The sequence below is a fragment of the Ruegeria sp. YTSA219 genome (assembly GCF_059609985.1).
Window position 1 is genome coordinate 176,127 of the sequence record NZ_JBXWMT010000004.1, and the last position, 22,654, is coordinate 198,780.

Sequence of the window (22,654 nt, forward strand, 5' to 3'; positions counted from 1 at the left end):
AACGCCCTGAGGTGAAGGTATCCCTCGGGATATGTCAGATTTGATATCGCTTTACGAGACACGCATCGCCGATGGCACTTTGACGCGGGACGATGCGCAAGAGGCTGTCCTTCCGCATTTCGAACGCATTCGCGCGGCCTTGGCTACCCCGGTCAAGCGTGGTTTCTTTCGCAAGGCACCCCCGCCGCCCCAGGGACTTTATCTGTGGGGCGGAGTTGGTCGTGGCAAGTCGATGTTGATGGATATGTTTGTCGACGCGCTTGGCGACATCCCCGCCCGTCGCGTCCATTTTCATGCTTTCATGCAGGAAATCCACGCGGGAATGCACAAAGCTCGTAAGGACGGAGTTGAGGATGCGCTTGCACCGGTCGCGGACTCGGTTGTCAAATCCGTAAAACTGCTGGCATTTGACGAGATGCAGATCACCGATATCACCGATGCGATGATCGTCGGGCGGCTGTTTGATCTTTTGCATGCTGGCGGGGTCGTGGTCATCACCACATCCAACCGGCACCCGGATGAATTGTACAAGAACGGCTTGAACCGCCAGCTCTTTTTGCCATTCATCGCGCATATCAAGGAACAGCTTCAGATATGGGAACTGGTCTCGCCCACTGATTACCGACAGAACCGTCTTGAAGGTGCGCCAGTCTATTTCACGCCGATCGGCCCCGAGGCTCGACAGAATATCCGATCCGTCTGGAACGATCTCGCGGGCGGTGCGGCGGAACCGCTGGTGTTACAGGTAAATGGCCGTGCTGTCGAATTGCCGGCCTTTCGGAACGGGATAGCCCGAGCAAGCTTTTATGACCTGTGCGGACGGATGCTGGGCCCTGCAGATTATCTGGCCGTTGCCGAGGCGGTCAAAGTCCTGGTTCTGGAGGACATCCCGCGCCTGTCCCGGAATAATTTCAATGAGGCCAAGCGCTTTGTGACGTTGATTGACGCCTTGTATGAGGCGCGGGTTCGCCTGATCTGTTCGGCGGCCGCAGAGCCCGAGATGTTGTATGTCGAGGGTGAAGGGACGTTCGAGTTCGAACGCACTGCCTCGCGACTGCGCGAGATGCAGGCCGAGGATTGGGGGGCATAGGGGCGCTGCCCCGTCACGTTTTGCGCGCCTCCCCCAAGGTATTTCAGCCAGGTGAAGACTTATCCGTTTTCGCGTAGGATGTTGCCCGCCAAATAGAGTGATCCGCAAATCAGGATACGGGCCTGAGGGTCTTGGTCTGTGATTTTCTGCAGGGCCGCGGATACACTCTCTGCTGTGTCGGCTTTCAAGCCAACCTGGTCAGCAGCCTGCGCCGTATCTTCAGCGCTAAGCGTTGCGGCCTCACCCGGTATCGACACTGCGGTCAGGCTTTGAGCCTGCGTGGCAAGCGGTGCAAGATAGCCAGCGACATCTTTGGTGCTGAGCATTCCGCAGATCAAATGTGTCGGAGATTGCGGTAATTTTCTCAGCACTTCAGCAAGCGCAATTCCCGCGGCGGCATTGTGCCCACCATCCAGCCACAGCTCGGCCTGTGCGGCCTGTTCAACAAGCGGGCCGGATTTCAGACGCTGCATCCGTGCTGGCCACTCGGCCTTGGTAACGGCGGCCTCATAGGCCTGATCACCAAGTTCGAGATGGCGCAATACCGCTATTGCCGCACCCGCATTCTGAATTTGATGTGCGCCAAGCAGGTTGGGTAGCGGCAGATCCCGCAGCCCGATTTCGTCCTGATACACAAGACGTCCGTTTTCCTCGATCACATGCCAGTGCTGACCGTGTACCAGCAATGGGGCGCCCAGACGGGCCGCTGTATATTCGATGACCTCAAGCGCTTCGTCCTGCTGTGGGCCGACGATACAAGGGACGCCCGGCTTGATGATCCCGGCTTTTTCGGCTGCGATCTTGCCCAACGTGTCGCCTAGAAACTGTTCATGGTCGATGGAAACCGGCGTGATAACCGTCACGGCGGGTTCGTGCACTACGTTTGTTGCATCCAGGCGCCCGCCAAGGCCGACCTCAAGCAAGGTATAATCAGCCTGTTTGCGGGCAAAGGCCAGCAGGGCCGCACAGGTCGTAATCTCGAAATAGGTGATGTTCTCACCACCATTGGCGGCATAGCACTCATCAAGGACGTTTGTCAGTTCGGCTTCCGAAATCAACTCACCTGCCAGCCGAATACGCTCGTGAAACCGGGCAAGATGCGGAGAGGTATAGGCGTGAACCGTTTTCCCCGCCCCTTCCATACCGGCGCGGATCATAGCCTGCGTAGACCCCTTGCCATTTGTCCCTGCGATATGAACGACCGGAGGCAATTTGGTCTGAGGGCTTTCCAGTGCGGCAAGCAGACGCCACACCCGATCCAGCGTCAGGTCAATGATCTTGGGATGCAGCGCCATCATCCGATCAAGGATGACGTCTGACGATGGCGAAGTCATTCCTGATCCGCGTCTTTCTCTGGGGCTTCGGGGGTGGGCGCGGGCAAATCACCTTTGACCGCAGGAGGCTGATTCATCAGCATGCGGGTAATCGTGATCAATTCGTCACGCATTTCGGTACGCTTCGTTACCCGGTCCAGCATTCCGTGGTCCAGCAGGTATTCTGCGCGCTGAAATCCTTCGGGCAGCTTTTCCCGAATGGTCTGTTCGATCACGCGCGGGCCTGCAAAGCAGATTAGCGCATTGGGTTCCGAGATATGGACGTCGCCCAGCATCGCATAAGAAGCGGTCACGCCTCCGGTGGTAGGATGGGTGAGTACAACGATATAGGGCAGTTTTGCCTCTTTCAGCATCTCAACCGCCACGGTGGTTCGCGGCATCTGCATCAAGCTCAGGATGCCTTCCTGCATTCGAGCGCCACCCGCTGCCGAGAACAGGATCAGCGGGCGTTTCAACTTCACTGCCTCTTGCGCCGCCGCAATGATGGCATTGCCGACATACATACCCATCGAGCCGCCCATGAACGAGAAATCCTGGGCTGCTGCCACGACCGGCGTACGTCCGATATCACCTTTGGCGACCAGCATCGCCTCTTGCTCGCCAGTTTTCTTCTGCGCTGCTTTCATCCGGTCGGGGTATCTCTTCTGGTCCCGGAACTGTAGCGGATCATCTTTGGGAGCGGGAACATCGACCTCGGTAAATATACCACCGTCAAACAGGTGCCCGAACCGGTCGCGCGGTGTGATCGCCATATGATGATCACATTGGGTGCAGACATTCTGGTTTTCCGCCAATTCGCGGTGGAACAGCATCGTGCCGCATTCGTCACACTTGTGCCAAAGGTTTTCGGGGACTTCCCGGCGTGAGAAGATCGAATTAATCCGGGGACGGACGTAGTTTGTGATCCAGTTCATGTCGGAACCTTGCTAGTACGGCGTTGACGTCACATAAGACGCTACGGAAAGAATTGCAATCAGCGCCTGAGCGCAAGGCGCGCGATAAACCAGCTGACAATCATCACGGCAAAATCCACATATAACCATTGCCGCAATGTCAGAGTATCGGTCATATCAAAGGGCAGTACAAATAAGGCAAGACCGCTGAGGGTGTCAGGTAGCGAGACAAACAAGAGCGCTATGACATTGTTGAAAAAATGCAGCGCTATGGCCGGGCCCAGGGTTCCCGCCCGCGCGGTCAAATCCGCAGCCAAAAGTCCAAACAGACCAGTCCACAGCACCAGCAACTCTGCATTGCCGCCCGCCGCATCGGGCGAATAGTGCCCCACTGCGAATAGAAGCGACGGTACCCCCATCCAGATGATCGGAGAACGAAATCGCGCCGCCAGGCTTTGCTGCATATATCCGCGGAAAAGCAGCTCCTCTGCACTGATTTGGACAAACACAGCCAATAGCGACAGAGGCAGGAATACCAGCCAAACCGAAAAGGACAGGTTTTGAACAAGCGGCGCGCCCAAAATGACGTGCGGCACGGTTACGATAACCACGCCAAGCACCATCAGGGCGCGCAGCACAAGCCAGAACTGTCTGGCCGCTTTGCCCCGAGTCCCTAAAATAGAACCCAGGGACCGCTTCTGAAACTGTCGCGCTGCGGTCCACACACCAAATGTGACAAACCCAAAGCTTGACAGCAGGATCACCATCGAGATCGGGGTCGAGCCGTTCATCAACCCGCTGGCCCATTCCTGCGGTCCGGCCACGGTTACGACTGCAAACAGGATCAGATTGAAGACGGTTGCAACGACTACGATTGTTGCCAGGCCGGCCAGCAGGCGCCACAGCTGTGGTTTGTCGCGTGCGTCGGCGACCAGTTGCTCATGCGGGGCGTAAGAGGGCGCGCGGATTTCAGACATTCTGGTGGGAACTTTCGGTCTGGTCCTCATCATCGAAGAACAAGGTCGATGCCTTGGTGGCGTTGATCTTTTCCGAAATGGTTGTCAGGTATCCGGCAACTGTTTCAAGCAACTGAACCGCAACGCTTGCATCGCTTTCGATCACCGCGCGCAGTTCCACTGCACCAATCCGCAGGAATGAACAGTTTTCGCCTGCCACAAGATCCAACTGTCTGGTCTCACCGGTGATAACAGACAGGTCACCGATCAGGCGCCCGGGTTCAATGACAGATATGGACCGAGTCGAACCGTCTTCTTCGTGCCACATAAGCTTCGCATGACCCGAAATGCACAGATAGGCCGCATCCGGCGCCTGCCCACGAGAGAAAATGACCTGACCAGCGGCAGCATCATACCACTGCGCCGAAAACGCCAGCAATCTCTGGTTGCGGCCGTCGATATTGGCAAAAAGCGGAGTTGATGAGATAATCTTCAGCTTGCGGCTGAGGTCAGCGGTGGTGCCGGATTCTTGTTCGAGCTGCGTTTTCGAGACACCGTCAATGCGGCCATCCTTGATTTCAACAAACAGATCATAGGCCTCGGGATGGGCGAAACTGTCCTCCATGAAAATCATGATGGAATCGGGCAGCAGTTCGCGCAGTTTCAACCGGGTGCGTAAACGGCTCTCAGAGTCATGGCTGGCCAACGCTTTATCCAGGATTAGCAAATCCGGCCGTTTAATCCCGGCGCGCGAGAAGGCAATTCGTTCCTGAAAGACGGTTGTCAGATTGTTCCCACCCAGCCCTGCGGACAGATCATAGACGATGGCCGCTGCCTGTCTGCGCAGACCTGCGGCATTGATCACTTCGGCAACCACATCCTCTATCTCGTCAGCATGAGCTCCCGCCGTCACAGACACCCGCCCGAAAAGCGCATTTTCCATAACCGTCATACGCGCGATGTATGTGTCCGGTGTGACCGGTACAAATATCTCCTGCAGGCTTCCACGTAGCCTTTCGCCCTGTTCAGTGCGGATTTTCAGAATCTTCTGTTTGTATTCATCCGGGAAATCAGGGCCTATCTGTTCGGCGGTCAGCAGGAACGGAACAGTCAGAAGAAAGGCGTGTTCGCGCTGCGACAGCTCGTCCACTCCTTTTGCCTTGCGCTTGTCTTCGATCGCCAGCAGCCGGTGGAACATATCCTTGCTCAAGCCCAGGCGCAGGAACAGCGGATGGTCGGTTCCGTCCCGCCCAAAAGCATGGTTCAGCGTTTCTAGAACAGCGCTTGAGATACTCAGCGCGTCGTCATCAAGCTCATGTGTACGCAGCATCTGCATGAACCGATTATCGCCGGCCAGAATGTCCGGCGAGATTTCCTGCGACGGTGCTGCATAAAGAAGGTTGCCGCCCAAAGGCACAGTTGGGTTGAACCTGTCCGGATCGAACCGGTAGACAAAGCGGTCCAGATCTTTTTCCACCAACTTGTCATGGATGGGGCCACGGAGGTCGATGATATTTTGCACAAACTCGGGATGCTGATCCGGATTCAACTGGCTGCGCAGGGTGCGGCGGAACATGAATTCATCCGTTCCCATCGCCTCGACCAGCTTGAACCACCAATCCTGGATGTCGTCAGTGTTGTTGAGCCCGGCCAGACCGGGATCAATCCATTCATCTGACAGCGAATCCACCGAGTTCCCCGCTCGCGCGGCCTCGATCTGGCGGCGGCTAGGGGCCCTGGCGGCGTCGGCTTCATGCTGAGGGCGTGTTTTCAGGGGCATCATCAAGTTGTCCCCAATCGACCCATCAAACAGATATGGTCGAGAATAGGCATATCCGATCCGCGCCGCGATGACGGATTGGTGCAAGGATTGGATGTCATGCCCGGCAATCGTGACGTCGCCCTGAACCGGCAGCAATTCGCGGGTCAGCAGCTGAGCCAATGCCCCTCTTTCGGCCGCATTCGAGGATTTGATGGCCACGCGGGCCCCTTTGGGTATGACGAGGTCTATATCCTCGAGAACAGTTTTCCCATCGTTATCCCGAACGGTAATATTCTGCAGCTTGATCTCGCCAGTCAGATGCGGAATGGAATCAGGCTCGCCCTCGAACAGCTCTTCGGGTACCATGTTGTCGGGTGCGAAGCGTTCGGTCACGATTTCCCACCGCAACGACATGTCCTGAACCTGATTGTAATAGGTCAGCAGATCCTTCCAAGGTCCGCTAAGATCCTTATACGCTCCCAGCGCCGCCACCAGCGCGCCCACTGTTACCTCGCCCGTGATCGCCAGGTATCCGCCCACCGAATAAAACAGAAACGGGGTCATCTGAGTGATCAGATTGTTGAGAAACTTCATGAAGAACTTTTTGTTATAGATCTTGAATCGGATCTCGAACAAAGTTCCCAAACGATGGCTGAACTGGGCCAATCTGTGCCGCCAGCCTCCGTTGGTGCGCAGATCACTAATCCCGGCTGCGCTTTCGCCGATTTCTGAGCTCAAGCGCCTAACTTCCTGGATTCGGTCTTTGTTCAACAGGTTGATCTGGCGCTGCAATTTTGGAATCAACCAAGCCTGCAGCGGAATCAGCGCAATACTTGCAAGACCAAACCACACGCTTTGCATGAACAGAAACGTCACAATGGTCATCATCTGACCAAACTGGAATACAGGTTGTGCGATCGCATCTCCCATCAGGCCGCCCATCGGTTCAGCCTCGGACGTGATCATCGACACCAACTCGCCCTGACTGGTGGTGGCAAAATAGGATTTCGGGAACCGCAGAGTTCGGTGGATCAGCGTGTACCTCAGTCGGCGTAACATGCGTTCGGCCAACACACCTTTCATCGTGTTGATCCGCATTTTCATCAGACCGCTGGCGATGACCGTCGCCAGAAAGGCCAGACACAGAATCAACAAATACTGCACCTGCGTCACCGTAACTCCTAAGAAAGTTACCGAGCTGCCTGGTGCACCAATCGCATCGTTAATGATCTGCTTGGGCAGCTCCAATGATGCATAGAGGAAGGGAAAAGAAAACAATGTCAGCAGCAACAATACCAGTTGCTGTTTCTTGGAATGCTTCCAGATGAATGCGAATAGAGTGGGTTCCATGCCCCGTCTTTGCCTCGGAAATATTGCTATAGGGTTGTAACGGATGGTCCACTGCAATCAGGTGTCAGACGGTACGCACTGACCGGGTCGATTGCAAGAACGGCGCCCTCCGTAACAGGTCACAACTTTGCTGCCTAGCCAAAAGCGTGTTCACATTTTCGGTAATTTACCGACGCTATGATGCAAATCGGCTTTATCCTCGGGTGGATATCCGACAAAAGATGTGTGGAGCAATAGATTGGGATCATGGGCAAGCTACTGGATCGCTATATTCACCGCAAAGCACTTACGCGCTGGCAGCGGGACGCCCGGGCAGCGCCCGAAGCTGTGCTTTCTGAATTGCGGCTGCAGCGTGATGATGCACGTCGCTTGCGATCCGAGCTGGATGCGCTGATCCTTCAGGCCAACAGCCGCCTTACACGGCCTGTGGCGGGATCAACCCATTTCCCGAAACCGTTGGGCACCGACTGGAGCTGGAGGCCCGAGCTGTGGCGCTATCCTCAGCCCCGCCCCGGTGTCGCCTCGGCCCCGCGTAAGGCACGTATCAACGATGAGGCAACGCTGTTTCACGACTGTCCGCGCCAGGAAATCAGCACGCGCCAGATCAGGAACACGCGCAAGCATGATCTGTCACCGTTCAGCTTGGCGGTCGAGGTTTTTGGGTTCGAGGGATCATTTCTCTCTCTCTCTATCGAGCTTCCACAAGAGGCTGTGCAAGGGCTGACGCAGCAGCATCTGATCCGAGTCGATTGCCATATTGAGGCCGAACGCCCACAGGAATTGTTCGCGCGGCTCAATATTCGACACGGCCCAAACGCCGAACAGGTTCTGCGCAAAATTGATCCCACTGGTCCTTCAAACAGCGTGGATTTTGATCTTGCACATTTACCACTGAATGAACGCCGCATGGACAAAGTCTGGCTGGATATCATTCTGGATAATCCTCGGATGAACCGGATAGTGTTGCAGGACCTGACCGTCTGTCGTCACCATCGCGCCGATTTATGAGAACCCAGCCATGACCGATCTGATACTCACATCACTGGGCCTGGAAAATGGCACCTGGATGGGCCACCTGCAGGCTGATACGCAGCCCGAGATCAGCGTGTCCTACCGTGGTGACGCGCTGGATGAGGTTCACCTGTCACCAGCCGACACCGGATGGGAGCTTCGTGTACAGGTGCCTGATGTGGCCCTGTCTGACGGGGTCCATAGTTTTGTAATCTCAGATTCTGTTTCAGGGCTTAAACTGGGCGGGTTCTCGATCATTGCAGGAAACGCCGCCGCCGATGACCTGCGCGCCGAACTGGACCTGATGCGAGCAGAGCTTGATATGCTAAAACGAGTCTTTCGCCGGTCTCAGTAGGCGGTAGAAGGGCGGACGAAGTGCGTGCCTATAATTCAGGTGTCATTGTACGCTTACTGTTGGCCATGACCCGATCACATCGAAGAATCATCAATTACCAATGAGGGTTGAAATTTTTCTTTCGGCAGCAGCTTGAAGCGCGTTTCGCCCATTGAGGCCCCAAGCATCCGGTCGCACCGAAATGTCCTTGGTTCGTTTCTCAGACGGTCGATCGCAACGACGTACCAAATGGGATACTTCAACAAGAGATACTGAGGCTCAATTTGCCGGTTGGAAATAACACCGTCTTCTCTTTGATATTGCAGCTCCAAGACCTTTTGATCGACGAAAGCCTGATGAACCGCTTGCACAATCCTTTTTGGTGGGGCGCTCGCGCTGGCTTGAACATAAGTCGAAGCCGTGACGCCTATGAGAATACGGGACTTGAGCTGGTTCACCTTGTTGCGTTTCTCGGGTGAAAACGAGGCCACAAGCTGCCGCCTTACCGATGCCAAGTTCGCAAGCAACATTGGTGATTTCATCTGCTCTGCGACAGCGATGCTGATTAGCAGATCGACCGCCTCAGCGTATGTCAGGTTCATGCGACCAACGCCCCAGTTGCGGTCGAGGCGCACACCTCCTCCACGACCGCGATCAGCGTCTATCTGCATGCCTTGGTCCCGCATAAGCACAAGGTCGCGGGCTATCGTGCGCATGCTGACACCATGCTGTTGCGCCAAGTCTCTAACCGTACAATGGGCATCTTGCTTGAGTTGAACCGCAAGCAATTCCAATCGCCTCAGTCTGTTGTGTGTATTAGCCCGTGCCATGAATCAAATAAGACATAAAATGGCACATTAGTCGATATAGCTTGGGTCACTGAAACCAATGCCTGACGCAGGCCACTCACTTGCAGGAGCTAAATCGATGAAAATGAATTACTTTGTTGTCGGAACGAATGACATGGCAGCTGCAAGAACCTTCTACGACACACTGTTTTCGCAATCGGGTCTCCAAAGCATGTCGCCTTCAGAAAGAATGACTTACTGGCTTGGAAAGGATTTTGCCTTCGCCGTGGCCAAACCCTTCGACACGTTGCCGGCCACTAACGGTAATGGAACGATGGTTGGATTTTGCGTTGGTGGCGAAGCAGAAGTCAGAAGGCTGCACGCTTTAGCCACAGATCTCGGGGGTGATTGTGAGGGGGCCCCCAACCAACGCGGGCCAAAGTTCTCTGCATACGTTCGAGACCTGGATGGAAACAAGATGTGTTTTTCTGACTAGCTTTTCACAGAGCGGACGTTGGTTGGGAGACAACATAGGTGGCATCGGGCTCTAATCAGCCACCTTACCTCGATCGGCAGCGGCCCCATCAGGAAAAGGGCCGCCTGTCAGGCGGCCCGGCTTCTTTATTGCGATGGCCCGTCCGGGTTGAAGGCTGACAGCCCCTTGAGGATGTCGATGGCATAGGCCAGCTGGTAATCCTCTTCCCGCAATTCGGCGGTGGCTTCGGCCTTGGCCCTATCTTCTTCGATCTGGCGGATTTCATCCTCGCTCAGGCTGTCATTGTTCAGACTGCCACGCAGATCAGCCTCGGAACGGGTGTTCCCATTGGCCTCTTCTTCCTCGGTCTCCGGGGCTGGACGGGGTTGTTCGACGATGATGTCGGGGCTGACACCAAGCGCCTGAATCGAACGGCCCGATGGCGTGTAATAACGCGACGTGGTCAAACGCATCGCACCATCGCTCCGCAGTGGCATAACGGTCTGGACCGAGCCCTTGCCGAAACTTTTGGTTCCCACAACGATTGCGCGGCGATGATCCTGCAGCGCGCCGGCTACAATCTCGGATGCCGAGGCGGACCCGCCATTGATCAGCACGACAATCGGCTTTCCTTCTGCCAGATCACCCACTGTTGCGTTGAAACGCTCACCATCGCTTGGATCGCGGCCACGGGTTGATACGATCTCACCCTCGTTTAGGAATGCGTCCGAAACCTTGATTGCCTGTGTCAGCAGACCACCGGGATTGTTGCGCAGGTCCAGAACGACACCATTCACCTTGTCGATCCCTCCGGCCTCTTCGATCTGCTCGGCCAGACCTTCCTGCAAGTTGGGATAGGTTTGGTCGTTAAAGGTGGTCACACGCAGAACCACACTGGTCCCTTCGGTGCGCGCGCGTACTGCCGTCAGTTTGATTGTGTCGCGGATGATAGGCACGTCAAAAGGTTCCTGTTCACCCTCGCGGACAACGGTGATCACGATTTCCGAGCCCACCGGCCCGCGCATCAGATCGACCGCTTTGTCCAGGGTCAGGCCCAGTATGCTTTCGCCATCGACATGGGTGATGAAATCTCCGGCTTCGATCCCGGCCTCATCCGCAGGCGTATCGTCGATCGGCGAGACAACTTTGACAAAGCCCTCTTCCTGCGTGACTTCGATACCCAGACCGCCAAACTCGCCACGGGTCTGGACCCGCATTTGTTCGGCATCATCCGGCGACAGATAGCTGGAGTGCGGATCCAGCGAGGTCAGCATACCGTCAATGGCCGCCTCAATCAGGTCTTCGGGCTCAACCTCTTCGACATATTGCGCGCGGATGCGTTCGAAAATATCGCCAAACAGATCCAGCTGTTCATAGACACTGGCCTTGTTTTCGGCTTCTTGGGCAAGCAACGGACCGGCGATCTGCGTCGTTACAATCAGGCCTGCAATAGTTCCAGCCAAACCGGCCATCACAAATTTCTTCATACTCGTTTATCCATCCTTGTCGGTCCGAAACCACGATTCCGGGTCCACGGGGCTGTTATCCTGTCTTACCTCTATATAGAGCGTTTCTGACCGGTCAGTTCCAGTGCCATCACTGCTTGTTGACAAAATTGCGCCGATTTCCTTCGATTCTGCAGGCATCAATCCGACTGGCGTCCCCCGGGGAATCACCTGACCGGCTTCTCCGTAGACCTCTTGTAGCCCGGAAAAGACAAATAGAAGCCCCGGTTGCGGCTCGAGGATCACCAGATTCCCCAACTCCAGTAGTGGCCCGCGATACCGTATCGTGGCCGCCGTTGGCGAGGTGACTATTGCGCGCGGTCGGGTGCCCAATACGATACCAGGGCGTTTGACACCGGCCGCATCGGTTTCATTTGCCCGGTGCAGGATGATGCCCTGCGTCGGCAGCGCAATTTGACCCTTGATACTTGATATATCCGCATCCGTTTCGGCGATTTGCCCTTCGGAGATCTGGGAAAGCCCGCTGGCAAAACCGTCAAGCGTTTCAGTCGATGAGATCAGGATCGCTGTGCGGATCGGGTCCTCGACAAAGCGGCGCGGCAAATCCGTTCGGTCTGCGATGGCGGTGCTGAGCTGGGTGCGGGCATTCTGAACGCCGGTCAAGCCCTCGACCAAGGTTTCCGAGGCGCTTTGCTGCAACAATCGCAGCGTGCGCACTTCTTGAAGATCACGCGCAAGAGACTGCGCTTTTGCGTTCAGACCTGGCGTAACCTCGGACAGCATCATACCGGCCCGGGCCGAGCCCAACGGCCCTGACGGGTGTAGCATCAGAACCGGAGGCGCCGTGGTTTCGATCGTTTGTAATACGCCCAACAGCTGTGCCACGTCCTTTTCCCGACTGCGCAACTCGGCTGTTAACTGGGCTTCGCGTGTTGCCGCCCGTCGTAGGCCATCCCGCATGGCCGACAGGCCCGCCTCATACGCCTGTATGGTTTCGGTCAGGGCACGGACCCGGTCGCGGGCGCTTTCGGCCTCGGTCAACGATACTGATGCCTGCTCAAGCATCTGCGCTGCATTCAATGCAGCGGTCGCGGGGTCGGTCTGGGCAACCGCCCTGGATGCAAAGAAAATCGCCAGAAGCAGCGCACGAAGCGTCATGAAAGCAGGCTCTTTCCAGTCATTTCAGGGGGCTGATCCAACGCCATCAGTTCCAGCAGTGTGGGCGCCAGATCGGACAGGCGACCATCCCGCAAGGATACCCCTGCTGGTCCCCCGACTAACGCCACAGGCACGGGATTCAGCGTATGGGCTGTATGCGGCCCACCGGTTTCGGGATCGACCATCATCTCGCAATTTCCATGATCGGCCGTTACAATCATTGCGCCCCCCACTTTTTCTAACGCGGCGACGACTTGCGCCAGCCCTTGATCCACAGCCTCACAGGCGCGGATTGCCGCTTGCAGGTCGCCGGTATGCCCAACCATATCCGGATTGGCATAGTTGGTTATGATCAGATCATAGCCCGCCCCGATGGCTTCGACGAATTTTGCGGTCACTTCGGCCGATGACATCTCGGGTTGTAGGTCGTAGGTCGCCACTTTTGGCGATTTCGGCATAAAGCGGTCTTCGTGCGCCTCGGGCGTTTCCTTGCCGCCATTGAGGAAGAAGGTCACATGCGGGTATTTCTCGGTCTCGGCCAGACGGAACTGGCTGAGCCCATTTTTTGCCACCCATTCGCCCAGTGTATTGATGATGTCACGTTTGGGGAAAACAGTGGTCATATAAGCGCTGTGCCCGTCGGAATATTCGACCATGCCCAGCAGGGCTGAAAGCTGTGGGCGCGCGCCGGTGTCGAAATCATCAAAGCCGGGTTCGCCAATCGCCCGCAGAATCTCGCGGGCCCGGTCGGCGCGGAAGTTGAGGCAGAAGAACCCGTCTCCGTCTTTGATGCCGTGATAGCCGTCGAGGACGGTCGGAACGATGAACTCGTCCGTTTCCGACTGCTGATAGGCCTGATCCACGGCATTGCGCGCCGAAACAGCGCTGCGCCCTTTCCCCTTGATCATTGCACCATAGGCTTCGCTAACACGTTCCCATCGGTTGTCGCGGTCCATGGCAAAATAGCGCCCGCAGACCGAGGCAACACGGGCGCCGTCGGGCAAGCGCTCCTCAAGCTCTGTGATATAGGTCAGCACTGATTTCGGGGCCACATCCCGGCCATCCGTAACCGCGTGCAAGGCAACGGGCACACCAGAATCCGTTATCGCCTTTGCCGCAGCAATGATATGGTTCAGGTGGCCATGCACTCCCCCGTCCGAGACCACCCCCAACAGATGTGCGGTGCCACCTGCAGCCTTTACCTTACCGATAAAGTTCTGCAGCGCGGAGTTGGCAAAGAAAGAACCGTCCTCAATCGCCAGATCAATCTGGCCCAAATCCATCGCAACAACGCGGCCAGCCCCAATATTTGTGTGACCGACTTCGGAATTGCCCATCTGACCACTTGGCAGACCAACATCCGGACCATGGGTGATCAGCTTGGCGTGTGGGCCCTTGGCCATGATCGCATCAAATGTTGGCGTGTCGGCAAGGTAAGGCGCATTGGCCTCGGTGTCCTCGGACAGGCCCCAGCCATCAAGAATACACAGGACGACGGGTTTCGGGGCGGTCATTTCGGCTCTCCGGGTTTGCTGCTCTTGGTTGGTCTTGTATCGCCTGCCCCGCGCAGGGTGAACCGCCTTTTGCCCTGATCAGGTCAGAATTCATGTTACAAAGGCTATTCCTTGCCGGTATGGTCCTGATAGGGGCGCGCTTTGCGGCCTCTGTATTTCACGGTCAATTCCAGTGGTGCGTCGTTTTCGTCATAGATTCCAATAACCACCCCTCTGCCCCGACTATTGGTGCGCATATCGATCAGTTGCTGTTCGGAACGTGTTGTGCGCTGCGACGGGCGACGCGCCCAAGTGAACAGATGGTCATACATCTTGGCGATGATATCCGCGTGTTCAGCACTGTTGCCAAGGTCGGTTAGTTCATTCGGGTCGTTTTCAAGATCGAACAGCAGTGGCCGATGCCCGCCTTCGCAATGGATCAGCTTCCAATTCTTGTTGGCCACCATGAACATCACTGCATCCCGAACCGAGGCATTCAGCTTTTCCGCCATGGGCGAGGCGGAATAGTCATACTCACTGATTGCCACTTCCCGAGGTGTCTCGACCTGATGGCCACGCAAGATCGGCAACAAGGAGTGACCTTCCAGAATGTGACCCGACGCTTCGCCTCCGGCTATGTCCAAGAATGTTGGGGCGAGGTCGATGGACTCGACCAGCGCGTCGCTGACAGTGCCACGGGTTGCCTCAGCCTCGGGGGATGGGTCATAGATGATCAACGGCACCTTGACCGATGCGTCCTGGAAAAAGGTCTTCTCACCCATCCAGTGATCGCCCAGAAAATCCCCGTGGTCCGAGGTTAACACGATCATCGTGTCCTCCATCCGACCCGTCTTTTCCAGCCATGCGAACAGCCGGCCCATTTGGTCGTCGGCCTGCTTGATCAGACCCATATAAGCGGGGATCACGGCGTCGCGCACATCCTGCCGCGAGAACGCCTCGCCAACCTTGGTGTCCATGAATGCCCGGAGCACCGGATGGGCATTCCGGCGTTCCGCCTCAGACCGGACCACGGGCAGGATATGTTCCGGTCCGTACATTGAGGCATAGGGTTCCGGCACGACATAGGGCCAATGCGGTTTGATAAAGCTCAGGTGGCAGCACCAGGGGCCGTCATGGGTTTCCATGAATTCGATCCCGCGCCCGGTCAGATAGGGCGTTTCGCTATCTTCCTCGGCAATATTCGCCGGCTGGGACGAGTTCTTGAGAAACCAGCCCGACAGAACATTGCCCTCAGCGTCGAGACCTGAATTGGCGAAGTCATGCCAGGGGTTGTCGCTGTCATATCCTTTGGCCGATAGATATTTGTTGTATTCCTTGGCTCCGTCCGGGTCATAATACCCATCCGGCCCTTCGGGCAGCATTCCGTCATCACGCTCGAACACGTCGAACCCGCATTCGGCCACGCGCGCACCAACCAGACTGTCCGGTTCCAGCCCCAGCCGCGCCATGCCTTCAGCATCCGCGCGCATATGGGTTTTGCCTACCAGCCAACAGTCCATCCCGGCCTTGCGCAGATGATCACCCATGGTCATCTCACCCACTTTCAGCGGGATACCGTTCCAAGAAGCCCCATGCGAATGCACATAGCGCCCGGTATAGGTCGACATACGGGAGGAACCGCAAATAGGAGACTGAATATAGGCCCTGTCGAACCGCACACCACGCGCAGCCAAGCGGTCTATGTTGGGGGTGTGCAGATGCGGATGCCCGTAACAGCTCTGATAGTCCCAGCGCAGCTGGTCGAACATGATGAACAGGATGTTTCTTGCTTTGGCCAAATCTGCGCCCCCGTTATTCAGGGACCTGCTTAGCCAATTCCAACCGCCAAACGAAGCGCTAAGTTATTAGGCTTGCCGTTCCATCTGCTCAAGCATCTTTTGGGCGCGTTTGCACTGAAGCTTGTCGCGCAAGGGGCTGTTAGGGTCCACGTCCTTTTGGCAGACCACACATTTATCCGCCCCCGAGATCGCATTCAGGCCTCCGCAGCTGCCCTTGATGGTCTTACCCATCAACATCACACCCAGCGACATGCCAACCATGATGATCAGCAGCAGAATGAAGGCCAGAATAAAAGTGCTCATCTCAGCTCAACCCGTCAGTTGGTGCCCAACGCCTCTTTGAACGCTGTGCTGTGTACCGTGATATAGGCATCCTCACCGCCTGTCACATCCCGCGAGATGAAATACACGGCAAGTTTATGCGTCTCGGCAAGTTTCAAACCCTTTTCCTGACCCAAGGCCAACATCGCTGTCGCCCAAGCATCTGCCATCATAGCATTTTCGGCCAGTACCGTGACCGAAGTGGTCCGATGCGTGATCGGGCGGCCAGTAGTTGGGTCAATGATATGCGAATACCGCACACCATCTTGTTCAAAGAAATTCTTGTAATCGCCGGATGTCGCCATACCCAGATCATCAAGCTGTACAATCAACTGCAGATTCTGCGCATCGGCCTGGGGTTTTTCGATCCCGATCCGCCAAGTTTCACCCTTGTCGTTATCGCCTCTTGTGACCAGATCGCCGCCGATCTCGACCATATAGTCCTCAATCCCAGCCGAGCGCAGCGTTTCGGCCACGGCGTCGATGCCATACCCCTTGGCAATGGCGGACAGGTTAATGCCGACTCCGGCATCGGCCTTCGCCAAAGTTCCGGCATCGCGATCCAGTTGCAGCAATCTGGCCTGTCCGACCCTGCCCAAAGCCGCCTGGATGTCAGCATCTGCGGGCACCGGATCTTCCGGTTTGCGCGGACCAAAGCCCCACAGCTCGATCAGCGGGCCGAGAGTCACGTCGAATGTACCCCCGGATTTCTCGTGCACATCATTCGCGGCATCAAGCACCAGCGCAAATTCATCCGAAACGGCTACAGGTTCAGTGCTGCCCGAGTCCGAGAAGGTCGAAACCTCGGAATTCGGGTCCCAGTTCGACATCTTTGCGTTAACTTCGGCCAGTGTCTGTTCGACCGCACCCGCCAGCGCTTCTTCATCAACATCGACACCGATGGCCGTGATGTTGAAGGTCGTCCCCATCGTTTCGCCTGACAGGCGTACCACCTCGGGCTCTTTGTCGAACAAGCAGCCGGAAATAAGTGTGGCGACAGACAGGACTGGCAAGAAACGCATATGGGTCCCTCCTGAGGAAAAGCGTGCCCGGCATATGACAGCGGCCCCAATCAGAGTCAAACCTGCATCAGGCTTTCAGCGGCAGGAAGCCTAGCGCCAACAAACCGATTCCGGCGGGCACCCCGAACAGCCATGCTTTCTTCTGCCATCCCGGAGCCTGCTGTTTCCAGGTCATGCGAAAATTATGGCCACAAACGACAACCGCAAAAAATATCAGCGCGGCAACAGGGGGGGTCAGATAAAAGTTGGACAACGGGCCGGATTTCCTTGGTTTTTGGCAGTTTTCCCCGGTTAGGGCATTTGTACCCTATACAGGTCATATGGCTGCGGTAAGGTGAAAAGCAAAGCAAGAGGAGATTGCCCATGGCCCCAAGCTCTTACCAGCCACCGACACGCGGCGACAAGGCCGCGGCTGCCTCGCATAGCCAGTCGGTTGAATCGAACCTTTCTCATACACAGACAACAGTCGAAAAGCTGCTTGTTGGCAAAGGGGACGCGGTTTTTACCGTGCGCCCGAAAGACACAATTCATTCGGTGGTGAATATCCTCAAGGAAAAGCGTATTGGCGCTGTGGTGGTGACAGATCAGAATGGTACGCTTCAGGGTATCCTGTCCGAGCGTGATATTGTGCGCCGTATGGCCGATACTCCGGGCCAGACCCTCCCCCAATCTGTCGAAGATCTGATGACCCGCAGTGTACAGACCTGCGCGCCCGAGGATCTGTTGAACGATGTACTGAAAACCATGACAGAGGGGCGCTTTCGCCACATGCCCGTCCTCAGCGATGGCCATCTTCGTGGCGTGATCACGATCGGTGATGTCGTGCATTTCCGCCTCAAAGAGCTGGAGTATGAAGCCCTTCGCATGAAGCAGATGATCGTCGGTTGACAGCTATTCCGGCTGCTCGTTGGTTGCGATGAACCGGACCTCGCCGGCGCGAATATCAGTGGCGGTCAACCTGCCACTGAAGAAGGCGCCGGTGTCGATCGAAACAACGCCATTCTCAGCGCGGGGCTCTGACGTGATCGTATGACCATGGACAACCCACTGGCCATCTTCCCGCATCTGCCGTGAGAAATTCGGATGGCCCCACAGGCGGACTTGGCGTGTCTGCTCATCCAATGGCTTGCCCGGGTCCAGCCCTGCATGCACCACTGTGACATTGCCGCTGGTCCAGGTCAGGGGACGGTCGTGCAGCCATGACAGCAAATCTTCTCCCATTGCGCGTCGCAATCTGTCAGCCACCGAGACAGCATCCGCACCAACCGTGTCTTCATCCACACCGGTAATTCCAAATGAGGCGAGCGTTTGCAGGCCACCGTTTTGCAGCCAAAGCCTGCCGACCCGTTTTGGGTCATCGGTGAACCGCAACAGCATCTCCTCGTGATTACCCAGCAGGCAAATGAAATCATTGCCCCGGACCCGGCTAAGGTGCCGTAACTGGTGCAGCACCTGGGCGCTGTAATTGCCACGATCAATGTAGTCCCCGACAAAGATTGTGGGGCAATCTGGATCCAGCCTTGCCAGCAAAGTCTGCAACAGATCCAATCGCCCATGGATATCCCCCACGGCATAAAACCTCTGGTCAGGCGCGATGTCAGAAACTGAATTCTGTGCCGCCTGAGGTTTTTTCCACCTGGTTTTGATCCAATCCCACACCATCGCAATTTCCTACCCTGACTGGCGGGCAACAACAATCCGCAAGTGAATTCGGGTTCTGGATTGCCCCAATGGCGCGGTTTGTGGGAAAATCCCCTTGACCTTGAGGGGCTGAAAGTATCCCTGATGTTTCAAACGGTTTTGGTTTGGGTCGAGGGTTAAATGAAGCGCGTATTAGTCACAGGCACAGCAGGGTTCATCGGTTTTCACCTGGCAAAACTACTACTGGCCGAGGGGTTTCAGGTTCACGGCTACGATGGGATGACGGATTATTACGACGTCTCGCTCAAGCAGCGCCGCCATCAGATGCTCTTGCAATCCCCTGGGTTTTCCGCAACCGAGGATCTTTTGGAAAACTACGAGCAGCTTGCAAAGGTCGCTGAGGAGTTCCAGCCCGAGGTGATCGTGCATCTCGCGGCGCAGGCTGGTGTCCGCTATAGCCTTGAGGACCCGCGCAGCTATATCAATTCCAACGTGGTCGGCACGTTCAACGTCATGGAAATCGCGCGCGAGCATAAGGTGGATCACCTTCTGATGGCCTCGACATCCTCGGTCTATGGCGCCAACGAGGTCATGCCCTTCACCGAGGTCGAAAAGGCCGACACGCCGCTCACGATTTACGCCGCGACCAAAAAGGCAAATGAGGCGATGGGCCATTCCTATGCCCATTTGTGGAACCTGCCCACGACCATGTTCCGGTTCTTCACCGTCTATGGCACCTGGGGGCGACCCGATCTTGCGCTCTATAAATTTGTGGACGCCATCCTGGATGACCGCCCGATCGATATCTATAACCACGGCGACATGTATCGGGATTTCACCAATGTCGAAGACCTTGTCCGCGGTATCCGACTGCTGATCGACGTCCCTCCGGTGCGGCCGGACAGCGCAGATGAGATTGAAGAAGGTGACAGCCTGTCGCCGGCGGCGCCCTGGCGCGTGGTGAATATCGGCAATGGCGACAAAGTGCGGCTGATGGATTTTATCGAAGCCATTGAGGAAGCTATCGGCAAGAAAGCCATCCGCAATTACATGCCTATGCAGATGGGTGATGTTCCTGCCACTTGGGCGAATAGTGATCTGCTGCAAAAGCTGACCGGCTATCGTCCGCAGACAAATTTCAAAGATGGAATCGCCCAGTTTGTCGAATGGTTCCGCGACTATCATGGTAAGTGACGCATATGCTTGAAACCGACCCCAATTCCCGAAAGATTGCTGTGATCGGGCTGGGTTATGTCGGCCTGCCCCTGGCCGTGGCCTTCGGCAAAATTGGCAAGGTGATCGGATTTGACATCAATGCGGCGCGGGTCGAGGCACTACGCGCTGGCGTAGATGCAACGCATGAGGTTGAGCCACATGACCTGAGCGCGGCGGGCGGCCTGAAATTCACAACCAACCCCTCGGAGATTGCCGATTGCGATACCTATGTCGTAACCGTCCCCACGCCGATCACCGCAGGTAAGCAGCCTGATTTAGCCCCCCTTCTGGCTGCGTCGGAAACAGTTGGCCACGTATTGAAACCCGGTGATTTGGTGATCTACGAATCCACCGTCTATCCCGGCGCAACCGAAGAAGATTGCGTTCCGGTGCTGGAACGCGCCTCGGGCCTGACTTTCAACACGGATTTCTTTGCAGGCTACAGCCCCGAGCGGATCAACCCCGGTGACAAGACCCACCGTATCGCGGACATCTGCAAAGTCACCGCTGGTTCAACCCCGCAGGTCGCTGATCTAGTTGACGCGCTCTATGCCCGGATCATCACCGCTGGAACCTACAAGGCCGAAAGCATCCGCGTGGCTGAGGCCGCGAAGGTGATCGAAAACACCCAGCGCGACCTGAATATCGCTCTGGTGAACGAGTTGGCGATGATCTTCGGTCGCATGGGCATCGATACCGAGGCTGTGCTGCGCGCAGCCGGAACCAAATGGAACTTCCTGCCCTTCCGCCCCGGTCTGGTCGGCGGGCATTGCATCGGCGTGGATCCTTACTACCTGACGCACAAGGCCGAGGCCGTGGGCCATCACCCGCAGATCATCCTTGCAGGGCGGCGCCTGAATGACAGGATGGGCAGCTATGTGGTGTCGCAACTGGTCAAACGTATGACCCGTTGCGGTATCAATGTTGGCGCCGCCCGTGTTCTGGTGATGGGCCTGACGTTCAAGGAAAACTGCCCCGACCTGCGCAACACCCGTGTCGTCGACATTATCGAAGAATTGCAAAGCTATGGCATCAGCGTCGATGTCCACGACCCTCATGCCGACCCCAAAGCCGCGCACGAAGAATACGACCTGGCCCTGATCGACCAACCTGAGCCAGGGCTCTATGACGGGGTCGTCCTGGCCGTCGCGCATGCGGAATATCGGGCACTCGATCCTTTGCAGTTTCGAGCCTATGGCAAAGAAAACAGCGTAGTCTTCGACATCAAATCCTGCCTGCCACGCGAGGCAAGCGACCTGCGCCTGTAATCGAACCAAAAGACCTAAAATGAAACCGGCGCCACAGGGCGCCGGATAACTGATTACCCGCCGAAATCGTCGAGCATGATATCTTCGCGGTCCACACCCAGATCCAGCAGCATGTTGATGACCGACTGGTTCATGATCGGCGGTCCGCACATGTAGAACTCGCAATCCTCGGGTGCCGGGTGGTTCTTGAGGTATTCGTCGAACAGCACGTTATGGATAAAGCCGGTATAGCCTTTCCAGTCATCCTCGGGCTGGGCATCCGACAGGGCGACATGCCATTCGAAATTGTCGAACTCTTCCGCGAGGCTGTCGAAATCCTCGACAAAGAACATCTCTTTCTTGGACCGGGCACCGTACCAGAAGGTGATCTTACGGTCGCGATTCTCAAGCCGTTTGAGCTGGTCGAAAATATGGCTGCGCATGGGCGCCATACCAGCACCACCACCGATGAACACCATCTCTCTTCCGGTCTCGCGGGCGAAGAATTCACCGAATGGACCCGAGATCGTGACCTTGTCACCCGGTTTCAGGTTGAAGATATACGACGACATCTGGCCCGCCGGTATCCCTTCGGAACCCGGAGGCGGTGAGGCAACCCGGACGTTCAGCATGATCATGCCCTTTTCGTCCGGATAGTTGGCCATGGAATAGGCGCGTTCGATGGGTTCGGCAACGACCGAGTCGTATTGCCACAGATTGAAGCGATCCCAATCTTCGCGATATTCCTCCTCGACATCGAAATCAGTGTATTTCAGCGCATGGGCGGGGGCTTCGATCTGGATATAGCCACCAGCGCGGAAATTCACATCCTCACCTTCGGGCAGGTCCAGCGTCAGCGCTTTGATAAAGGTGGCAACGTTTTCGTTCGACCGAACCGTGCATTCCCATTTCTTGACGCCAAAGACCTCTTCGGGGACCTCGATATCCATGTCTTGTTTAACTGCAACCTGACAAGACAGACGGTCGCCACAAGCGGCCTCGCGCTTGGTGATATGGCTTTCTTCGGTCGGCAGGATCGCGCCACCGCCGGAATGGACGCGTACGCGGCATTGTGCGCAGGTCCCGCCGCCGCCACAGGCCGATGGCACGAACAGTTTCTCAGCTGCCAGGGTTTGCAACAGCTTGCCACCGGCGGGCACGGACACGGTTTTCTCACCATTGATGGTGATGTTGACATTGCCCGTCGACACCAACCGCGACCGGGCGGCCATGATAAGGGCGACAAGCGCCAGAACGATCAGCGTGAAAAGAACGACGCCTAGGCTAAAGGTTTCCATT

General features: G+C 56.4%; 20 protein-coding genes. 7 read left to right on the forward strand and 13 right to left on the reverse strand.

Going from position 1 to position 22,654, the window contains the following annotated elements; genetic code table 11:
* The first annotated feature begins 31 nt into the window (after positions 1–31).
* On the forward strand, positions 32–1,090 hold the full coding sequence (zapE, locus tag AC2FFB_RS08275) for a cell division protein ZapE (RefSeq protein ID WP_142636336.1): 1,059 nt from the start codon (positions 32–34) through the stop codon (positions 1,088–1,090).
* Positions 1,091–1,149: 59 nt separating this feature from the next.
* Here the strand turns inward: zapE and AC2FFB_RS08280 are convergent, their stop codons facing one another.
* The 4 genes from AC2FFB_RS08280 to AC2FFB_RS08295 are packed head-to-tail and all read right to left on the reverse strand — an operon-like array spanning position 1,150 to position 7,385.
* Positions 1,150–2,424, reverse strand: a complete 1,275-nt coding sequence (locus AC2FFB_RS08280; protein ID WP_496874772.1) for a bifunctional folylpolyglutamate synthase/dihydrofolate synthase — start codon at positions 2,422–2,424, stop codon at positions 1,150–1,152.
* Positions 2,421–3,338: an acetyl-CoA carboxylase, carboxyltransferase subunit beta gene (accD, locus tag AC2FFB_RS08285; RefSeq protein WP_496689318.1), complete on the reverse strand. Its 918-nt coding sequence runs from the start codon at positions 3,336–3,338 to the stop codon at positions 2,421–2,423. The genes AC2FFB_RS08280 and accD overlap by 4 nt, the downstream gene beginning before the upstream one ends.
* Before the next feature lie 59 nt (positions 3,339–3,397).
* Positions 3,398–4,294, reverse strand: a complete 897-nt coding sequence (locus tag AC2FFB_RS08290; RefSeq protein WP_496693760.1) for a CPBP family intramembrane glutamic endopeptidase — start codon at positions 4,292–4,294, stop codon at positions 3,398–3,400.
* Positions 4,287–7,385: an ABC transporter transmembrane domain-containing protein gene (locus AC2FFB_RS08295; RefSeq protein ID WP_142636344.1), complete on the reverse strand. Its 3,099-nt coding sequence runs from the start codon at positions 7,383–7,385 to the stop codon at positions 4,287–4,289. Before AC2FFB_RS08295 ends, AC2FFB_RS08290 begins: the two co-directional genes overlap by 8 nt.
* 246 nt (positions 7,386–7,631) lie before the next feature.
* Between AC2FFB_RS08295 and AC2FFB_RS08300 the strand changes: the two genes are divergently transcribed.
* Positions 7,632–8,393 (forward strand): DUF6478 family protein, encoded by a 762-nt coding sequence (locus AC2FFB_RS08300; RefSeq protein WP_496713635.1) that lies wholly within the window; start codon positions 7,632–7,634, stop codon positions 8,391–8,393.
* A 10-nt stretch (positions 8,394–8,403) separates the two neighbouring features.
* Positions 8,404–8,751 (forward strand): hypothetical protein, encoded by a 348-nt coding sequence (locus tag AC2FFB_RS08305; RefSeq protein ID WP_496689313.1) that lies wholly within the window; start codon positions 8,404–8,406, stop codon positions 8,749–8,751.
* Between the two features lie 74 nt (positions 8,752–8,825).
* Here AC2FFB_RS08305 and AC2FFB_RS08310 read toward each other — a convergent pair whose 3' ends face one another.
* On the reverse strand, positions 8,826–9,524 hold the full coding sequence (locus AC2FFB_RS08310) for a helix-turn-helix transcriptional regulator (protein WP_496689311.1): 699 nt from the start codon (positions 9,522–9,524) through the stop codon (positions 8,826–8,828).
* A 133-nt stretch (positions 9,525–9,657) separates the two neighbouring features.
* On the opposite strand from AC2FFB_RS08310, the gene AC2FFB_RS08315 reads away from it, so the two are divergent.
* A complete protein-coding gene (locus AC2FFB_RS08315; RefSeq protein ID WP_142636355.1) occupies positions 9,658–10,014 on the forward strand; it encodes a VOC family protein in 357 nt (118 codons plus the stop codon).
* 125 nt (positions 10,015–10,139) lie between these two features.
* Here the strand turns inward: AC2FFB_RS08315 and AC2FFB_RS08320 are convergent, their stop codons facing one another.
* The 6 genes from AC2FFB_RS08320 to AC2FFB_RS08345 all read right to left on the reverse strand — a co-directional run bounded on the left by AC2FFB_RS08320 (position 10,140) and on the right by AC2FFB_RS08345 (position 17,252).
* The gene (locus tag AC2FFB_RS08320; protein ID WP_142636359.1) at positions 10,140–11,480 is read right to left on the reverse strand and encodes a S41 family peptidase; all 1,341 of its coding nucleotides are present in this window, start codon (positions 11,478–11,480) and stop codon (positions 10,140–10,142) included.
* A gap of 6 nt (positions 11,481–11,486) precedes the next feature.
* The gene (locus AC2FFB_RS08325) at positions 11,487–12,617 is read right to left on the reverse strand and encodes a murein hydrolase activator EnvC family protein (protein ID WP_281972910.1); all 1,131 of its coding nucleotides are present in this window, start codon (positions 12,615–12,617) and stop codon (positions 11,487–11,489) included.
* Positions 12,614–14,131 (reverse strand): 2,3-bisphosphoglycerate-independent phosphoglycerate mutase, encoded by a 1,518-nt coding sequence (gene gpmI, locus AC2FFB_RS08330; RefSeq protein WP_496874773.1) that lies wholly within the window; start codon positions 14,129–14,131, stop codon positions 12,614–12,616. The genes AC2FFB_RS08325 and gpmI overlap by 4 nt, the downstream gene beginning before the upstream one ends.
* 104 nt (positions 14,132–14,235) lie before the next feature.
* Entirely contained in the window at positions 14,236–15,909 is a 1,674-nt protein-coding gene (locus tag AC2FFB_RS08335) for a sulfatase-like hydrolase/transferase (RefSeq protein ID WP_496713633.1), read from the reverse strand.
* A 66-nt stretch (positions 15,910–15,975) separates the two neighbouring features.
* Positions 15,976–16,212 (reverse strand): (Na+)-NQR maturation NqrM, encoded by a 237-nt coding sequence (nqrM, locus tag AC2FFB_RS08340; RefSeq protein ID WP_271948901.1) that lies wholly within the window; start codon positions 16,210–16,212, stop codon positions 15,976–15,978.
* Positions 16,213–16,226: 14 nt separating this feature from the next.
* On the reverse strand, positions 16,227–17,252 hold the full coding sequence (locus tag AC2FFB_RS08345) for an FAD:protein FMN transferase (RefSeq protein WP_496874774.1): 1,026 nt from the start codon (positions 17,250–17,252) through the stop codon (positions 16,227–16,229).
* Between the two features lie 363 nt (positions 17,253–17,615).
* Here AC2FFB_RS08345 and AC2FFB_RS08350 point away from each other — a divergent pair, with 363 nt between their 5' ends.
* A complete protein-coding gene (locus tag AC2FFB_RS08350) occupies positions 17,616–18,140 on the forward strand; it encodes a CBS domain-containing protein (protein ID WP_271948907.1) in 525 nt (174 codons plus the stop codon).
* Positions 18,141–18,143: 3 nt separating this feature from the next.
* On the opposite strand, the gene AC2FFB_RS08355 is transcribed toward AC2FFB_RS08350, so the two are convergent.
* Entirely contained in the window at positions 18,144–18,914 is a 771-nt protein-coding gene (locus AC2FFB_RS08355) for a metallophosphoesterase family protein (RefSeq protein WP_271948909.1), read from the reverse strand.
* A 159-nt stretch (positions 18,915–19,073) separates the two neighbouring features.
* Here AC2FFB_RS08355 and AC2FFB_RS08360 point away from each other — a divergent pair, with 159 nt between their 5' ends.
* Together AC2FFB_RS08360 and tviB are read left to right on the forward strand one after the other, a co-directional pair.
* The gene (locus tag AC2FFB_RS08360) at positions 19,074–20,087 is read left to right on the forward strand and encodes a GDP-mannose 4,6-dehydratase (RefSeq protein WP_281995105.1); all 1,014 of its coding nucleotides are present in this window, start codon (positions 19,074–19,076) and stop codon (positions 20,085–20,087) included.
* A 5-nt stretch (positions 20,088–20,092) separates the two neighbouring features.
* Positions 20,093–21,376, forward strand: coding sequence for a Vi polysaccharide biosynthesis UDP-N-acetylglucosamine C-6 dehydrogenase TviB (tviB, locus tag AC2FFB_RS08365; protein WP_496689481.1), 1,284 nt, complete (start codon positions 20,093–20,095; stop codon positions 21,374–21,376).
* Positions 21,377–21,429: 53 nt separating this feature from the next.
* Here the strand turns inward: tviB and nqrF are convergent, their stop codons facing one another.
* Positions 21,430–22,653, reverse strand: a complete 1,224-nt coding sequence (gene nqrF, locus AC2FFB_RS08370) for an NADH:ubiquinone reductase (Na(+)-transporting) subunit F (RefSeq protein ID WP_496874775.1) — start codon at positions 22,651–22,653, stop codon at positions 21,430–21,432.
* Position 22,654 lies beyond the last annotated feature (1 nt).

Excerpts from the sequence above, each read along its gene's own strand:
- AC2FFB_RS08355 (WP_271948909.1), bottom strand. The coding sequence starts at position 18,914 with ATGGTGTGGGATTGGATCAAAACCAGGTGGAAAAAACCTCAGGCGGCA.
- accD (WP_496689318.1), bottom strand. The coding sequence starts at position 3,338 with ATGAACTGGATCACAAACTACGTCCGTCCCCGGATTAATTCGATCTTC.
- AC2FFB_RS08305 (WP_496689313.1), top strand. The coding sequence starts at position 8,404 with ATGACCGATCTGATACTCACATCACTGGGCCTGGAAAATGGCACCTGG.
- AC2FFB_RS08350 (WP_271948907.1), top strand. The coding sequence starts at position 17,616 with ATGGCCCCAAGCTCTTACCAGCCACCGACACGCGGCGACAAGGCCGCG.
- AC2FFB_RS08315 (WP_142636355.1), top strand. The coding sequence starts at position 9,658 with ATGAAAATGAATTACTTTGTTGTCGGAACGAATGACATGGCAGCTGCA.
- AC2FFB_RS08360 (WP_281995105.1), top strand. The coding sequence starts at position 19,074 with ATGAAGCGCGTATTAGTCACAGGCACAGCAGGGTTCATCGGTTTTCAC.
- AC2FFB_RS08345 (WP_496874774.1), bottom strand. The coding sequence starts at position 17,252 with ATGCGTTTCTTGCCAGTCCTGTCTGTCGCCACACTTATTTCCGGCTGC.
- zapE (WP_142636336.1), top strand. The coding sequence starts at position 32 with ATGTCAGATTTGATATCGCTTTACGAGACACGCATCGCCGATGGCACT.
- AC2FFB_RS08320 (WP_142636359.1), bottom strand. The coding sequence starts at position 11,480 with ATGAAGAAATTTGTGATGGCCGGTTTGGCTGGAACTATTGCAGGCCTG.
- AC2FFB_RS08300 (WP_496713635.1), top strand. The coding sequence starts at position 7,632 with ATGGGCAAGCTACTGGATCGCTATATTCACCGCAAAGCACTTACGCGC.
- nqrM (WP_271948901.1), bottom strand. The coding sequence starts at position 16,212 with ATGAGCACTTTTATTCTGGCCTTCATTCTGCTGCTGATCATCATGGTT.
- AC2FFB_RS08325 (WP_281972910.1), bottom strand. The coding sequence starts at position 12,617 with ATGACGCTTCGTGCGCTGCTTCTGGCGATTTTCTTTGCATCCAGGGCG.
- tviB (WP_496689481.1), top strand. The coding sequence starts at position 20,093 with ATGCTTGAAACCGACCCCAATTCCCGAAAGATTGCTGTGATCGGGCTG.
- gpmI (WP_496874773.1), bottom strand. The coding sequence starts at position 14,131 with ATGACCGCCCCGAAACCCGTCGTCCTGTGTATTCTTGATGGCTGGGGC.
- AC2FFB_RS08295 (WP_142636344.1), bottom strand. The coding sequence starts at position 7,385 with ATGGAACCCACTCTATTCGCATTCATCTGGAAGCATTCCAAGAAACAG.
- nqrF (WP_496874775.1), bottom strand. The coding sequence starts at position 22,653 with ATGGAAACCTTTAGCCTAGGCGTCGTTCTTTTCACGCTGATCGTTCTG.
- AC2FFB_RS08290 (WP_496693760.1), bottom strand. The coding sequence starts at position 4,294 with ATGTCTGAAATCCGCGCGCCCTCTTACGCCCCGCATGAGCAACTGGTC.
- AC2FFB_RS08280 (WP_496874772.1), bottom strand. The coding sequence starts at position 2,424 with ATGACTTCGCCATCGTCAGACGTCATCCTTGATCGGATGATGGCGCTG.